This window comes from Allofournierella massiliensis (assembly GCF_004345265.1).
Taxonomy (GTDB): Bacteria; Bacillota; Clostridia; order Oscillospirales; family Ruminococcaceae; genus Allofournierella; species Allofournierella massiliensis.
In genome coordinates, this window is sequence record NZ_SLUM01000006.1 from 136354 (window position 1) to 151364 (window position 15011).

Sequence of the window (15011 nt, forward strand, 5' to 3'; positions counted from 1 at the left end):
CCGTTTTTCCATTTTTATCACAAGTGCCTGGCAGGCTCTGTGCGCCGGGCGGGGAGGATTTATGATCAACATTGCGATCCTGGGCTTCGGTACCGTGGGCAGCGGCGTGTGGGATGTGCTGCAGAAAAATGCCGAACTCATTGCCCGACGGGCAGGTCAGGAAATTCGGGTCAAGCGGATCCTGGTGCTGGAGGTTACCGAAAACCCGGAGCTGTTCACCAGCAGCATCGACGATATTCTGAATGATCCGGAAATTACCATGGCAGCAGAGGCCATTGGCGGCGTGAAAGCCGCATATCCTTATGTGAAGGCGCTGCTTGCCAGCGGCCGTAGTGTGGTGACCAGCAACAAGGAGCTGGTGGCCACCCATGGCGCCGAGCTGCTGGCGCTGGCAAAAGAGAAGGGCGTGGCGTTTCTGTTTGAAGCCAGTGTGGGCGGCGGTATGCCCCTGATCACCCCCATGTGCCAGAGCATGCTGGCCAATCAGGTGAAGGAAGTATACGGCATTGTGAACGGTACCACCAACTATATGCTCACCCGCATGAGCCGGGAAAATATGAATTTTTCCGCCGCACTGAAAGAGGCGCAGCAGCTGGGCTACGCGGAGACCAAAGACCCCTCAGACGATGTGGACGGCCCGGACGCCTGCCGCAAAATTGCCATTCTGGCCAGCCTTGCTTTTGGCAAACAGGTTCACACACGGAACATTCCCACCCGAGGCATCCGGGGGCTGGAGCCCTTTGATCTGCGTGCCGCTGCCCGGCTGGGCTGTGCGGTAAAGCTGATTGCCTGGGCCCGGCAGACCGAGGCCGGCTCGGCAGTGGGCGTGGAACCCATGCTGGTGCCGCTGGAAAATCAGCTGGCCGGTGTGGAGGATGTGTTCAACGGCGTGCTGGTACGGGGTGACATGGTGGGCGATGTGTTTTTCTATGGCCGCGGTGCGGGCAAATTGCCTACCGCCAGCGCCATTGTTGCCGATCTGGCTCTGGCCGCTCAGCAGGGGGCGGCGGTGCATACCAGTATTTTCTGGGAGCCCTCTCCCGAGCTGCCTGCTCCGCTCACCAGCGGCGAACCGGCCACATATTATGTGCGAGTAAAGGGGCTTACGGCCTCCATGCTGCCCGGTCTGTATGGCGCCGGCGAACTTGTGGCGGACGATGGCGGTCAGGCCGCCTATCTGGCCGAGAACATTACCCCGAAGAAGCTCTATGAGGCGGCCCGTCAGGTCAAGGCTCTGGGCGGCAGCGTGCAGATGGAGCTGCGCCGGCTGGAGCAGTAAGGAGGAAAAGGCAGTATGGCAGTCAAGATTCTTGTCCCGGCCACCAGCGCCAATGTGGGCGCCGGTTTTGATGCGCTGGGCCTTGCACTTTCGCTTCACAACACGGTGACCATGGAGGAGTGGGATAAGCTGGACATCATGGCCAGCGACGGTTCGCTGATTCCCACCGGCACCTCCAACCTGATCTACCGCTCGGCCAAGGCGGTGTATGAACAGCTGGGCAAGCCCATCAAGGGCCTGCGCATCCGGCAGGAAAACCCCATCCCCATGGCCCGGGGTCTGGGTTCCAGCTCTGCCTGCATTGTGGCGGGTATTCTGGGCGCAAATGCTCTGCTGGGCAACCCGCTCACCAAGCGGCAGATGCTCACGCTGGCCACCTCCATCGAGGGCCATCCGGACAACGTGGCTCCCGCCATGCTGGGCGGCTTTGTGAGCAGCGTGTTCGACGAGGGTCAGGTGTTCACCGCCCGTAAGGAGATCAACGAAGAGTTGGCCTTCGCGGCCTTCATTCCCAATTTCAAGCTGCTTACCGAAAAGGCCCGTGCGGCGCTGCCCAAAACCGTGGATCGGCGGGACGCGGTGTACAATCTGTCCCGCGCGGCGCTGGCCACTGCCGCTTTCTGCGACGGTGACTATGAGCTGCTGCGGGTGGCCACCAAGGATGCGCTGCACCAGCAGTACCGACTGCCTCTGATCCCCGGCGGCGAGAGGGTATTCGAGATCGCCTGGGATCTGGGCGCTTATGCAGTGTATATTTCCGGCGCCGGCCCCACCATCATGGCGGTGGTTCATCGGGATAACTGCGAATTCTTTGAAAAAGCCGAGGAAGCACTGCTGGAGCAGCCGGAAACCATGGCCTTTTCTTTGCGCAGAATGCTTGCGGATAACACAGGCGCTGTGGTAGAATAGTAAAGTGCTGCGCCGCTTTTCGGCAGAGATTTTGCCGGAAAGCGGGATTTTGCAGATTATATGTGCAGGCGGGCCGCTCTTTTTGCAGGCGGTGCGCATTTGGATAGAGGAGTGAGAGAAACAATGGCGTTGATCGTGCAGAAATTCGGGGGTACCTCGGTGGCAAACCGGGACCGGATCTTCAACGTGGCCCGCATCGTGGCAAACACCCGCAACGCGGGCAACGAGGTAGTGGTGGTGGTTTCCGCCCAGGGCGACACCACCGACGACCTGATCCAGAAGGCCGCCGAAATTACCAGCAATCCCTCTCAGCGTGAGATGGATATGCTGCTGGCCACCGGTGAGCAGATCTCCATTTCGCTTCTGGCCATGGCCCTGAGCGAGCTGGGTGTGCCTGCCATCAGCCTGACCGGCTGGCAGGCGGGCTTCCATACCGACCGGGCCTACACCAAGGCCCGCATCCGCCGGCTGGACAGCGAGCGGGTGGAAAGTGAGCTGGCCCGCAACCGTGTGGTGGTCGTGGCCGGATTCCAGGGGTTGAACCGTATGGAGGATATTACCACCCTGGGCCGCGGCGGCAGCGACACCAGTGCTGTGGCGCTGGCGGCTGCTCTGCATGCAGACCGCTGCCAGATCTTTACCGATGTGGAGGGCGTTTATACCGCCGATCCCCGGTTTATTCCCCGCGCAAAGCGTCTGGACGAAATCACCTTCGATGAGATGCTGGAGCTGGCCGGCGCCGGCGCGCAGGTGCTGAACAACCGCAGCGTGGAGCTTGCAAAAAAATACGGCGTAGAGCTGGAAGTGCTCTCCAGCCTGAATCCTGTGCCCGGCACAGTTGTTAAGGAGGTTACTAGCGATATGGAAGGTATGCTGATCAAGGGTGTGGCCAAGGACACCGACGTGGCCGTTCTCACCATCCTGAATGTGCCGGATGTACCCGGTACCTCGTTCAAGGTATTCGGTGTGCTGGCGCAGAAGAACATCAATGTGGACATTATCCTGCAGGGCACCGGCCGCGAGGGCGATAAGGACCTGACCTTCACCGTGCCCCTGAGCGACGCGGACACCGCGCTGCGGGTACTGAAGGAAAATCAGCACCGCTTTGGCGGCAAGGATATCACCGTGGACACCGGCTGCGCCAAGGTCAGCGTGGTGGGCGGCGGCATGAAGAGCAACCCCGGCGTTGCCAGCCGTATGTTCGAGGCTCTGTTTGAGACCAACGTGAACATCCGCATGATCTCCACCAGCGAAATCAAGATCAGCGTCATCATCGACAAGGCGGACGCCGACCGCGCTGTGGCGGCCATCCACGACGCCTTCATCCACTAAACTTTTATGCAGCGCCCCTTTGCAGAGCCGAATGGATGCAAAGGGGCGTTTTTGGGTTTGCGGGCGATTCGTTCACAGTTTCTTTGCAGCTTTGCACGTTTACAGTATGGGCAAAAACGTGTATAATATGAAACTATGAAACAGGTTTTGCAAACCGCGATCGAAAAATGGAAGCCCGGGCGCTCAGGCGCCCCCGTTCATAACCTCACAGTTAAGGAGTGTTGCACCAAATGCCAAGTTATCCGCCCCGTGAAATGAGCGAAGCCGAACGCCGCCGCCGGGCTGCTGCCCGCGCACGGCGCAAGAAGGAGATCCGCCGTAATCGGATCATTTTTGCGATTCTCTGCCTGGCGCTTCTGGCGCTGATCGTGTTTGGCATGGTCAAGCTGGTGGGCCTGTTCACCAAGGACAAGGACTCTTCCAGCGGTTCCACCTCCATCAGCAGCTCCACCAGCATTTCCGCCAGCGGCGATTCGACTTCGGAGCCTGCCAGCGGTTCGGAATCCGGCTCTGCCAGCACCTCCGATTCGGCTTCCGCCACCGGCACCGCCGCCACCACTGGTGGCGGCGATGCTGACTGGCTGCTCACACTGGTGAATAACAACGTGAAGCTGCCGGATGGCTGGGAGGACACGCTGGAGGTGAAGGTGGCTGATGAATCCACCGGCAAGGAGCTTGCCACCGTGGCGGCCGACGCCTTCATCAACATGAAAAACGCCGCGGCGGCAGAGGGAATCGACCTGATGCTCTGCTCCGGCTACCGCACCGTGGAATATCAGCAGAGTCTGTTTGATGCGGAAAAGCAGAAATGGCTGGATAAGGGCAGCACGGAAGAGGAAGCCTATAATCAGGCCAAAACTGTGGTGGCTGTTCCCGGTTATTCCGAGCATAACTCCGGCCTTGCCGCCGATATTGTGACCCCGAAGCATCAGAATCTGGACGAAGCTTTCGGCAAAACAGACGCCGCAAAGTGGCTGTTCGAGCACGCGCCGGAATATGGCTTTATCCTCCGGTATCCGGAGAACAAACAGGCCATTACCGGCATTATTTATGAGCCCTGGCACTACCGCTATGTGGGTGTGGAAAATGCGAAAGCCATCACCGCCAGCGGCCTGTGCCTGGAAGAATATCTGGACGAGAACCTGCGTCAGGCCTGAGAAGGCGGGCCGCAGCTTTTGTTCCTCGAAACGAAGGAGTACCGATGTTACAACGCGAATGCCTTGCGCCTGGGGTGCATCTGAACTGCATCCCGGCGGATAAATTCAACCGCTGCCGGATCTCGCTGCATTTCCGGTTTCCCGCCAGCCGGGAAAAGGCTACCGATCAGGCTCTTCTGCCCCTGGTGATGGATCGGGGCTATGCCGCCTGCCCGGATATGACCCAGCTGACCCGAAAGCTGGCCCGCCTGTATGGCGCGGCCCTCTCGGTGGAAACCAGCATGCAGGGCGCCAGCCGGGTGCTCAGTGTTTCCATCACGGGCATCAAGGATCGGTTTGCTCTGAACGGCGAGGCCCTCACCGCTGAATACGCGGCCATTGTGTTCGGCGTGGCCTTTGATCCCTACTTTGAAAACGGCTGCTTCAGCCGCGAGGCAGTGGAAATTGAAAAGACCACTCTGGCCCGCCAGCTGGAAAGCGAGATCAACGACAAGCGCCTGTACTGCGTGCGGCAGGCCCGGCGCAAATTCTTTGGCGATTCTCCCGCGGGCATTGAGCGGGACGGCTATCTGGCCGATCTGCCCTCTGTCACCTGCGAGAGCCTGACCGCCGCCTACCAGGAGATGCTGCGTACCGCTCAGCTGGACGTGATCTGCCTGGGCGCGGACGAGGATGTGGTACGCCGCATGACGCTGGAAAAGCTGGCCGGAGTGCAGCGTGAGCCGGCTCAGCTGGAAAACTATCTGTTCATGCCCGCGCAGCCGGTGGAGCATTTCCGGGAGGAGATGGATCTGGTACAGGCCAAGCTGTGCATGCTGTTTACCTGGAACCAGTGCGTAAAGCCGGAGCAGCTGAATGCCTTCCGGCTGGCCATGAGCGTGTTCGGCGGTTCCGCCACCAGCCGTCTGTTCCTGAATGTGCGGGAAAAGCAGAGCCTTTGCTACTATTGCGCCAGCCGCTTCGCTTCGCCCACCGCCTTCATGATGGTGGACAGCGGCGTGGAGCCTGCCAACGCCGAAAAGGCGGAGCAGGCCATCCTGAAGGAGCTGAATGATCTGGTGAACGGCCCCATCACCGAAGAAGAGCTGGAAAACAGCCGCCGGGGCATTCTGTCCGGTCTGAACAGTGTGGGCGACAGCCTGGCCGGATTGGAAAACTGGTATTACAACGAGATCCTGCGGGGCGGCAACGTGAATACCCCCGAGCAGGCAGCCCGCCAGCTGAACGAGGTGACCGCCGAGGATGTGCGCGCCATTCTTTCCGGGTTCCGCTACTCGGTGAGCTATCTTGTGACCAAAAAGGAGGAGCCCAGCCATGCAGAATGAACCCATGCAGGCGGTGCGCGCCGCCGTGGCCTGTGAATCGGTGGTACTGGAAAACGGCCTGACCGTTCTGGTGCGGCCCATGCCCGGATACAGCGGCGTGCACGCAATTTACGGCACCCGCTTTGGCTCCATCGATCTGGAATTTGAGGTGGATGGCCGCCGGGTGAGTCTGCCCGCGGGTGTGGCCCATTTTCTGGAGCATAAAATGTTCGAGAGCGAGGACGGCGACGCTTTTGCCAAGTTTGCCAAAACCGGCGCGGCAGCCAACGCCTACACCAGCTTCGACAAAACCTGCTATCTGTTCACCGCTACTCAGCAGGTGGACGAGAGCCTGGATATCCTGCTGAGCATGGTAAACGAGCCCTACTTCACCAGGGAGACCATCCAGAAGGAGCAGGGGATCATTGGCCAGGAAATCAAAATGTACGACGACAGCCCGGACTGGCGAATCATGACCGGCCTGTTTGGCTGCCTGTATCACAACCATCCCATCCGCAACGACATTGCCGGCACGGTGGAGAGCATCGCGCAGATCACCCCGGAAATGCTGTACGACTGCTGTAAGGGCTTCTACAACCCGGGCAATATGGTTCTGGCGGTGGCGGGCAACATTACCACCGAGCAGGTGCTGGCCGCCTGCAAGCGGGCCAAGCTGCCCGCAAAGCCTGCCACGGTGAAGCGGATTCAGCCTCAGGAGCCGGAAAGTGTTGCCAGAGAGCGGCTGGAATTTTCCATGCAGCTGGCCAAGCCCTGTCTGGGTGTGGGCTTCAAGGAGACCCCGGTGGAAGGCGCCAGGGCCGAGATCATCTGTGATATGCTCACCGAGCTGGTGGGCGGCGGCATGACCAGGTTCTACCGAACCCTTTATGATCAGGGACTGGTGAACCCGGGCTTCGGCGGCGAGTTTCTTGTGCTGGACGGTTGCTGCTGCTTCCTCTTCACCGGTGAGACCGAGCAGCCGGAAAAGGTGCGCGGTATGCTGTTGGAGGAAATCGAGCGGCTGCGTAAAGAGGGCGTGGACGAGGAGCTGTTCACCCTGTGTAAGAACCAGTCCTATGGCGAGATGCTGCAGGATCTGGAAAACATTGAGGACAGTGCCACCGCGCTGGCCGGCAGCTTCTTCCGTAAGCGCAGCCTGACCGAGGAGATTGAGGCGCTGGCCAGCGTGACGCGGCAGGAAGTGGACGAGGCGCTGCAGACCATGCTGCGCCCGGAACGCTCGTCCACCGTCATCATCTGGCCCAAGCAGGAGGAGAACGCATGACGAATCTGGTGCAATTCCCCGGTCTGGGGCTGGAATTCAATATCAATCGGGTGGCATTTACCATTGGCGGGCTGGACGTTTACTGGTACGGCGTGCTGATTGCCACCGGTTTTCTGCTGGCGCTGGTGTTTGCCTTCCACTATGCGGTGGATTTCGGTATTGATGCCGACCGCCTTGTGGACGTGGTACTGGTGGGTAGTGTGTGTGCGGTGATCTGCGCCCGGGCCTACTATGTGATCTTTTCTCCGGTGCCCTATGAGAGCTTTGCCGATATGATCGGCATCCGTCAGGGCGGCCTTGCCATCTACGGCGGCGTAATCGGCGCGGCGGTGTTTGGCGGCCTTGCCTGCAAATGGCGCAAGCTGTCCATTCCCGCCACCTTTGATCTGGTGGCCATGGGCTTTCTGATCGGGCAGTCCATTGGCCGCTGGGGCAACTTTGTGAATCAGGAGGCCTTTGGCACCAACACCAGCCTGCCCTGGGGCATGTACAGTCAGGCCACTGCCAACTATCTGAGCAGCTGGCAGGCTACTCTGGCCCAGGAAGGCGTGATTGTGGATCCCGGCATGCCGGTGCACCCCACCTTCCTGTATGAGAGTATCTGGTGCGCGGTGGGCTTCTTCGCCCTGTGGGCCTACATGAAAAAACGCCGTTTCAACGGCGAGATCGCGCTGATGTATGCCGCGTGGTACGGCGCGGGCCGCTTCTGGATTGAGGGCCTGCGTACCGACAGCCTGTTGCTGCCGGGTGTGAATCTGCGGGTCAGCCAGCTGGTCGCTCTGGTCAGCGTGGTGGCGGCAGTAGTCGCCATTGTGGTGATCCGCCGCAAGATCGGCAAACGGGAGCTGATGGTGGATCTGCCGCTGAGCACGACGGCGGAAAAGAAATTCCAGACCGCCCGGGAAAACTGGGCCGACAAACTGGATGCTCTGGGCCAGAGCGTGAGTCTGGAGGAAATGCAGCGTCAGCTGCCCGCCAGCGCTTCTCACAAAGAGTTTGCACAGGCGCAGAAGGAACAGCAGTCGTTTGACTGGGATTCTCTGATCCGTCAGAAGCTGGAGCAGGCAGAGATGGATGCCGGAATGCAGGAAAGCGTGCGGCAGGAAAACGCCCGCTTTGCGCAGCTGCCGGTAGACCCGGAGGAGCGTGCGGCCACGAACAGTTCGCTCACGCAGGGACTGGATGAAAAATAAACGCAGACGGGCAGTTCTGTCCGTGGAATAAGGAGGAAGCCATGGCGCAGATCATCAGCGGCAAAGAGCTGGCCGCCCGCATCAAACAGCGGGTAAGCAGTCAGGTAGAGGAGTTGAAGACCGGGGGAGTGAACCCCTGTCTGGCGGTGGTTCTGGTGGGTGACGACCCGGCCAGTGCCGTCTATGTGCGGGGCAAGGAGTCCGATTGCCGCGAGTGCGGCATCGAGAGCCGGATGCTCCGCCTTCCTGCCGACACAACGCAGGACCAGCTGCTGGAACAGCTGAAACAGCTGGCGGAGGACAGGAGTGTTCACGGCATTCTGGTTCAGCTGCCTCTGCCCGCTCAGATCGACGAGCAGGCGGTGATTGCTGCCATCCCTCCTGAAAAGGATGTGGACGGTTTTTCGCCGGTGAACGTGGGCCGGATGATGATCGGGGAAGAGTGCTTTTTGCCCTGCACCCCGGCGGGCTGCATCGAAATGCTGAAAAGCACCGGCATGCCCATCGCAGGCAAGCGGGCGGTGGTGCTGGGCCGCAGCAACATCGTGGGCAAGCCTGCAGCCATGCTGCTGCTGCGGGAGAATGCCACTGTGACCATCTGCCACTCGAAAACCGAGAATCTGGCCCAGCTGTGCGGCGAAGCGGATATTCTGGTGGCGGCCATCGGAAAGGCGAAATTTGTCACCGGCGATATGGTGAAACCCGGCGCGGTGGTCATCGACGTGGGCATCAACCGGGACGAGAACGGCAAGCTGTGCGGTGATGTGGATTTTGCCGCTGCCGAGCAGAAGGCCTCCTTTATCACCCCGGTGCCCGGCGGTGTGGGCCTGATGACCCGGGCCATGCTGCTGGTGAACACCATCCAGGCTGCCCGGCGGCAGACCGGCCGGTAAAAAAAGAAGAAAACTGCAAAAAATGGCCTTGTAAGGCCAAAAAAGCACTTGCAATCACCAAAAAGTTGTGGTATAGTAGTATAGCCGCATGGTTCGGGCACCCAAGAGGTGTGCAACATCACCCGCCCACTAGTCCAGCGAGACTTATATAAGAGAGGCAAAACACTATGTACGCTATCATTGTTACCGGTGGCAAGCAGTACCGGGTACAGGAAGGCGACGTGATCTTCGTAGAGAAGATGGACGTTGCTGAAGGCACCAATGTGAACTTCGACTCCGTTCTGGCTGTCGGCAACGAGGGCTCCGTTAAGGTGGGCACTCCCGTTGTTGAGGGCGCCAGCGTCGAGGCCAAGGTCGTGAAGAACGGCAAGGGCAAGAAGCTGAACATCATCACTTATCGTCCTAAGAAGGGCAGCGCCCGCCGCATGGGCCATCGTCAGCCCTACACTAAGGTCGAGATCACTGCCATCAAGGGCTAATAACGGAGGTGTAAACTACTATGGCACATAAGAAAGGCGTAGGTTCTACTAAGAACGGTCGTGACTCTGAGTCCAAGCGTCTGGGCGTTAAGCGCGCCGACGGTCAGTTCGTTCTGGCCGGCAACATCCTGGTTCGTCAGCGTGGTACCCACATCCATCCCGGTGAGAACGTGGGCCGCGGCAGCGACGATACCCTGTTCGCTCTGGTGGACGGCCGCGTAAGCTTCGAGCGCGTGGGCCGTGACCGCAAGAAGGTCAGCGTTAAGCAGTAAGATCTTTCAAAAGCCAGGCCTGTTGATTGGGCCTGGCTTTTTGTTTGTAACGGGGCATACTGGTAATAAGGCACAGGGGCAGCGTGATACTGCTGCCGCACGCTCCATCCCCATTTTCCATTATGAAAAAAGGAGAAAAACAATGTCGATGTTTGTAGACGTGGCGAAGATCACCATCAAAGCAGGCAAAGGCGGCGACGGTGCTGTGAGCTTCCATCGGGAAAAGTTCGTGGCGGCCGGCGGCCCGGACGGCGGCGACGGTGGTCGTGGCGGCAACGTGGTTTTTGTGGCCGACGACAACCTGTCCACCCTGATGGATTTTCGCTATAAGCGCAAGTACGCCGCCCAGCCGGGCGAAAATGGCAGCGGCTCGCGCTGCACCGGCAAGAACGCCCCGGATCTGGTCATCAAGGTGCCCCGCGGCACCCTCATCCGCGATGCTGCCAGTGGTCTGCTGATGGCCGATATTTCCGGCGACGAGCCGGTAATCGTGGCCAAGGGCGGCAAGGGCGGCTGGGGCAACACCCATTTTGCCAGCCCCACCCGTCAGATTCCCAAGTTTGCCAAGCCCGGCTTGCCCGGCGAGGAGTACGAGGTGCGCCTGGAGCTGAAGCTGATCGCCGACGTGGGTCTGATCGGCTTCCCCAATGTGGGCAAATCCACTCTGATCAGCGTGATCAGTGCGGCCAAACCCAAGATTGCCAACTATCATTTCACCACCCTGAGCCCGGTGCTGGGCGTGGTGAAGGTGGGCCCCGAGCAGAGCTTCGTGGCCGCGGATATCCCCGGCCTGATCGAAGGCGCCAGCGAGGGCATCGGTCTGGGTCATGATTTCCTTCGCCATGTGGAGCGCTGCCGTCTGCTGCTGCATGTGGTGGACGTGTCCGGCTGCGAGGGCCGCGATCCGGTGGAGGACTTCGAAAAGATCAACACCGAGCTGCAGAGTTTCAGCCCCGAGCTGGCCACCCGGCCCCAGATCGTGCTGGGCAACAAGTGTGATATCGCCACCGAAGAGCAGATCGGGAGCTTCAAGTCCTATGTGGAAAGCAAGGGCCTGACCTTCATGCCCATCTCTGCTGCCACCAATCAGGGCCTGAAGAATCTGCCCGGCATCGTGTGGGATCGGCTGCAGCAGCTGCCTCCGGTGCAGGTGTTTGAGCCGGACTTCGTACCTTACGCGGTGAACCCCAACGAGCGCACCTATACCATCGAAAAGACCGCCGACCACGAGTTTACCATCACTGCTCCCTGGCTGGAGCGCATTCTGGCCGGCAGCGATGTGGATGATTACGAAAGCCTGCAGTACTTCCAGCGTCAGCTGGACGAAAGCGGCATTCTGCGTGATCTGGTGGCTCAGGGCGTTGAGGAAGAGGACACCATCAAGATCGGCGAATACCAGTTTGACTATATCTTCTAAGGCAGTATCATTCTGACCTGAGCCGCGCGTCGCGCGGCATGAAACGAGGCAAAAACCATGTTGTTTGAAGCAAATCCGGAAGTGGATATCCGGGAGCAGTCTCCCCTGAATCTGGCCTTTGTGGGCGACGGTGTGTTCGAACTGCTGGTTCGCCAGCGGCTGGTGGAACGCACCCGCCTGGTGCCCGGCAAGCTGCACGCGGCCTGCGTGAAATATGTATCCGCCAAGGGCCAGAACCGGGCGCTGGCTGCCATTGAGGACCAGCTCACCGAGACCGAACAGGCGGTGCTGCGCCGGGGCAAGAACGCCAGTAAGGCCACCGTGGCCAAGCACGCAACCCCTCAGGAATACCGGGCATCCACCGGCTTTGAGGCGTTGTTCGGCTGGCTGTATCTCACCGGCCAGAACCAGCGCATTCAGAAACTGTTCGACCTTTTGTGGGAGGGCTACGACCCGCTGGCAGTGGAAAAGCCGGAATAAAAGGCATTCCCTGGAACGCTTTGCCCCGAAGAGCGGCAGAGCGTTGCCGGAAAACGCAAACAAAGGCTGAGACCGGCGGAACAGGAAAGATTGGTTCCGAGGGTCTCAGCCTTTTCACACCCTGTATTTTGTCAGGGCTGTGTTTGCCGGTGCGTGCCCGGCGGGGGAATTGCCGGTGTTACTTGCCGGTTTTCATGTTGGAAGCACCGGTGCTCTTGCTGTTTTTGGAAGTGCTGCTGGTAGCATTGGTGCTTTCGTTCTTGGCGCTGTTCTTGGCGCTGCGGCTGTTCATACTGTTTTTCGCGTTACGGTTTTCCATGGTTTGTGATCTCCTTTCCGAATCCGAAGAGGGAGCGGGGGCGTTTGCCCGGCGTGTTTTCTTATCCGCTGTGCCTCTTCGCTCCTAGTGTAACCCCAAACAAGACCCATTATACAAAGGTGGTATGGCATTGCAGGCAAAATATTTTGAAGAGCGTGAGCGGGCCCTGTTGGGCGAACGTTACGCGGAATACTACGCGGCCCCCAGCGAGGAAGCGGCCCGGGGCGTGACCGTAAACCGGCTGCGCTGTACGCCGGAAGAGTTTGCCCGGCTGGCGGGACTTGCACTGAAACCGTCGCCCTTCTGCGCCGAAGGCTTTGCGGTGGAAGAGCCGGACTTCAAGCCCGGTCGTCATCCCTATCACCATGGCGGGGCATTTTATTCCCAGGAGCCCTCGGCCAGCGCTCCGGCGGCGCTGCTGGATGTGCAGCCCGGCATGAAGGTGCTGGACATGTGTGCTGCGCCCGGCGGCAAGAGCAGCCAGCTGGCGGCAGCTCTGCAGGGGCAGGGGCTGCTGGTAAGCAACGAATACAATGCAGGCCGGGCCGAAATCCTGCGCTCCAATCTGGAGCGGATGGGTGTGGCCAACGCGGTGGTGCTGAACAGTGACACCGGCGCTCTGGCCAAGGCTTTCCCGGCGTTTTTTGACCGGATTCTGGTGGATGCGCCCTGCTCCGGCGAGGGGATGTTCCGCAAGGAGCCGCAGGCGCTGACCCAGCACAACGAAGGGCTGGTACGCCAGTGTGCCGCCATTGGCCGGGAGATTCTGGACAATGCCGCTGCCCTGCTGGCCCCCGGCGGGGTGCTGGTGTATTCCACCTGTACCTTTGCGCCGGAGGAGGACGAGGGCCAGATCGGGGAATTCCTTGCCCGCCATCCGGAGTTTACACTGGTGGATACTGGTGCAGCCTTTGGCAGCCCGGGCGAAGAAAACCGCTGCGGGGAGCATCCCTTTGATGTAAATCTGGTTCGTCGTATCTGGCCCTTCCAGGGCGGCGAGGGCCATTTCATGGCAAAACTGGTGAAAAGCGCGGAAAGCGAAGCCGGCCGCCCCTTCAAGCCGGAAAAGCCGGCCAAGCCCTGCAAGGAATGGCTGGAATTTGCCCGGCAGTATTTTCCGGCACTTGCCGACCGGCCGCTGCTCAAGGCAGGCGAGTTGCTGCTTCTGCCGCCTGAGACGCCGCTGCCGCCCCACAAACTGCGGGTGATGCGCTGCGGCGTCGCGGCTGGTACCGTGCAGAAAGGGCGGTTTGTGCCCGCCCATCATCTGTTCACCGCCTTTGGCCATACATGCACCAATCAGGAGCAGCTGACCCTTTCCGATGAACGCACCGCCGCCTGGCTGCGGGGCGAGGAAATCGAGGCGCGCACCGCCCAAAACGGCTGGTGCTGCGTGCTGGTGGACGGCTTTTCGCTGGGCGCAGGCAAGGTGAGCGGGGGAAAGGTGAAAAACCACTATCCAAAAGCCCTGCGAAACCTGAAATAATGGGCTTCTGAGGCCCCGGGCACTTGCCAGAAGAGGGCTTTTTGTGCTAAAATTATTTAGTTACCGCACATCGTTCGGGCCCGGCTTGCGGCTCGGCATAAAATAGGAGGAAGTTTCCATGTCTGGACATAGCAAATGGAATAACATCAAACGCAAGAAGGAAAAGACCGACGGCCAGAAGGCCAAGCTGTTCACCAAGGTTGGCCGCGAGATCGGCGTTGCCGTGCGCATGGGCGGCGCGGACCCCGCCAGCAATGGCAAGCTGCGTGACCTGATCGCCAAGGCTAAGAGCCTGAACGTGCCCAACGATAACATCCAGCGCATCATCAAGCGCGCTGAGGGCGGCGAGAAGGACAACTACGAATCCATCACCTACGAAGGCTACGGCCCCTGCGGCATCGCCATGATGGTGGAAACCCTGACCGACAACCGCAACCGCACCGCTGCCAACCTGCGCCACTACTTCGATAAGTTCGGCGGCAACTTGGGCAACATGGGTTGTGTGGGCTTCCTGTTCACCCAGAAGGGTGTGATTGTGCTGGACGGTGAAGGTCTGGACGAGGAGAAGGTCATGGAGGACTGCTTCGACGCCGGCGCCGAGGACTTCGACATGGGCGACGACGTGGTGGAAGTAACCACCGATCCCGACGCCTTCTCCGCCGTGCGTCAGGCTCTGGAGGACAAGGGCTATACCTTCATCTCTGCTGAAGTGGAAATGGTGCCCTCCACCACCTCTGCCATCACCGATGAGGACAACCAGAAGCTGATGGCCAAGCTGCTGGACGCTCTGGAGGACGATGACGACGTACAGAACGTGTGGCACAACCTGGAGAACGAAGAGGATCTGGATCGCTGATTCATCCCCCGTTCTGACTGCGAATCCGTGGGCCCCGGCCTTCCGTTTAATCGGAAGAGCCGGGGCCTTTTTGTATCCGCAGCAGGGGATTAGCCGCCGCCAGTCCGGGCCAGACTGAAAGGGTGGAGCTGCCGCGGGTGGTTTGCTTTTTACCGAGGGGCATGCTATAATGAACCCATACAAATAAAAGAGTAAAAATTTGTGCACATTGATCCGCTCCACAGTTTGTCATTGTTGGAGCGTTTTTAAAAACAAAGTCTGCAAATAAAAAGTCAACAGGGAATTGAGGAAAGTTTGCAACCTTAGTAGGAGGCGAAAGAGAGCAAAACAAAAAGACCGCCGCGCAAGCG

At 59.7% G+C, this 15011-nt stretch carries 16 protein-coding genes; 14 read left to right on the forward strand and 2 right to left on the reverse strand.

Annotated elements, in window-relative coordinates:
• Nucleotides 1-61 precede the first annotated feature (61 nt).
• From EDD77_RS04970 to EDD77_RS05025, 12 genes are all read left to right on the forward strand, one after another.
• On the forward strand, nt 62-1279 hold the full coding sequence (locus tag EDD77_RS04970) for a homoserine dehydrogenase (protein ID WP_058966605.1): 1218 nt from the start codon (nt 62-64) through the stop codon (nt 1277-1279).
• A 15-nt stretch (nt 1280-1294) separates the two neighbouring features.
• Nucleotides 1295-2188 carry a homoserine kinase gene (gene thrB / locus EDD77_RS04975; protein ID WP_058966603.1) on the forward strand — a complete coding sequence of 298 codons (894 nt, stop codon included), beginning with the start codon at nt 1295-1297 and terminating at the stop codon, nt 2186-2188.
• Nucleotides 2189-2311: 123 nt separating this feature from the next.
• Nucleotides 2312-3520: an aspartate kinase gene (locus EDD77_RS04980; RefSeq protein ID WP_058966601.1), complete on the forward strand. Its 1209-nt coding sequence runs from the start codon at nt 2312-2314 to the stop codon at nt 3518-3520.
• A 377-nt stretch (nt 3521-3897) separates the two neighbouring features.
• Nucleotides 3898-4677 (forward strand): M15 family metallopeptidase, encoded by a 780-nt coding sequence (locus tag EDD77_RS04985; RefSeq protein ID WP_455692606.1) that lies wholly within the window; start codon nt 3898-3900, stop codon nt 4675-4677.
• A gap of 44 nt (nt 4678-4721) precedes the next feature.
• Entirely contained in the window at nt 4722-6002 is a 1281-nt protein-coding gene (yfmF, locus tag EDD77_RS04990; protein ID WP_058966597.1) for an EF-P 5-aminopentanol modification-associated protein YfmF, read from the forward strand.
• A complete protein-coding gene (yfmH, locus tag EDD77_RS04995) occupies nt 5992-7266 on the forward strand; it encodes an EF-P 5-aminopentanol modification-associated protein YfmH (RefSeq protein ID WP_058966595.1) in 1275 nt (424 codons plus the stop codon). Before yfmF ends, yfmH begins: the two co-directional genes overlap by 11 nt.
• Nucleotides 7263-8459 (forward strand): prolipoprotein diacylglyceryl transferase, encoded by a 1197-nt coding sequence (gene lgt / locus EDD77_RS05000; protein ID WP_077138618.1) that lies wholly within the window; start codon nt 7263-7265, stop codon nt 8457-8459. Before yfmH ends, lgt begins: the two co-directional genes overlap by 4 nt.
• A 41-nt stretch (nt 8460-8500) precedes the next feature.
• On the forward strand, nt 8501-9352 hold the full coding sequence (gene folD / locus EDD77_RS05005) for a bifunctional methylenetetrahydrofolate dehydrogenase/methenyltetrahydrofolate cyclohydrolase FolD (protein ID WP_058966593.1): 852 nt from the start codon (nt 8501-8503) through the stop codon (nt 9350-9352).
• A gap of 167 nt (nt 9353-9519) precedes the next feature.
• Complete coding sequence (gene rplU, locus EDD77_RS05010) at nt 9520-9831, forward strand: 50S ribosomal protein L21 (protein WP_058966591.1); 312 nt, start codon at nt 9520-9522, stop codon at nt 9829-9831.
• A 20-nt stretch (nt 9832-9851) separates the two neighbouring features.
• On the forward strand, nt 9852-10103 hold the full coding sequence (gene rpmA, locus EDD77_RS05015) for a 50S ribosomal protein L27 (RefSeq protein ID WP_058966590.1): 252 nt from the start codon (nt 9852-9854) through the stop codon (nt 10101-10103).
• A 148-nt stretch (nt 10104-10251) separates the two neighbouring features.
• Entirely contained in the window at nt 10252-11520 is a 1269-nt protein-coding gene (gene obgE / locus EDD77_RS05020; RefSeq protein WP_058966588.1) for a GTPase ObgE, read from the forward strand.
• Nucleotides 11521-11577: 57 nt separating this feature from the next.
• Nucleotides 11578-12000: a Mini-ribonuclease 3 gene (locus EDD77_RS05025; protein WP_058966586.1), complete on the forward strand. Its 423-nt coding sequence runs from the start codon at nt 11578-11580 to the stop codon at nt 11998-12000.
• Nucleotides 12001-12178: 178 nt separating this feature from the next.
• Here the strand turns inward: EDD77_RS05025 and EDD77_RS18000 are convergent, their stop codons facing one another.
• Nucleotides 12179-12319 (reverse strand): hypothetical protein, encoded by a 141-nt coding sequence (locus EDD77_RS18000; protein WP_156417391.1) that lies wholly within the window; start codon nt 12317-12319, stop codon nt 12179-12181.
• Nucleotides 12320-12449: 130 nt separating this feature from the next.
• On the opposite strand from EDD77_RS18000, the gene EDD77_RS05030 reads away from it, so the two are divergent.
• Both EDD77_RS05030 and EDD77_RS05035 read left to right on the forward strand, forming a co-directional pair.
• Nucleotides 12450-13805, forward strand: a complete 1356-nt coding sequence (locus tag EDD77_RS05030; RefSeq protein ID WP_132587326.1) for an RsmF rRNA methyltransferase first C-terminal domain-containing protein — start codon at nt 12450-12452, stop codon at nt 13803-13805.
• Nucleotides 13806-13923: 118 nt separating this feature from the next.
• On the forward strand, nt 13924-14661 hold the full coding sequence (locus tag EDD77_RS05035; RefSeq protein WP_058966582.1) for a YebC/PmpR family DNA-binding transcriptional regulator: 738 nt from the start codon (nt 13924-13926) through the stop codon (nt 14659-14661).
• Nucleotides 14662-14707: 46 nt separating this feature from the next.
• Here EDD77_RS05035 and EDD77_RS18005 read toward each other — a convergent pair.
• The coding region (locus EDD77_RS18005; RefSeq protein WP_172733310.1) for a hypothetical protein at nt 14708-15011 on the reverse strand (304 nt) is incomplete at its 5' end.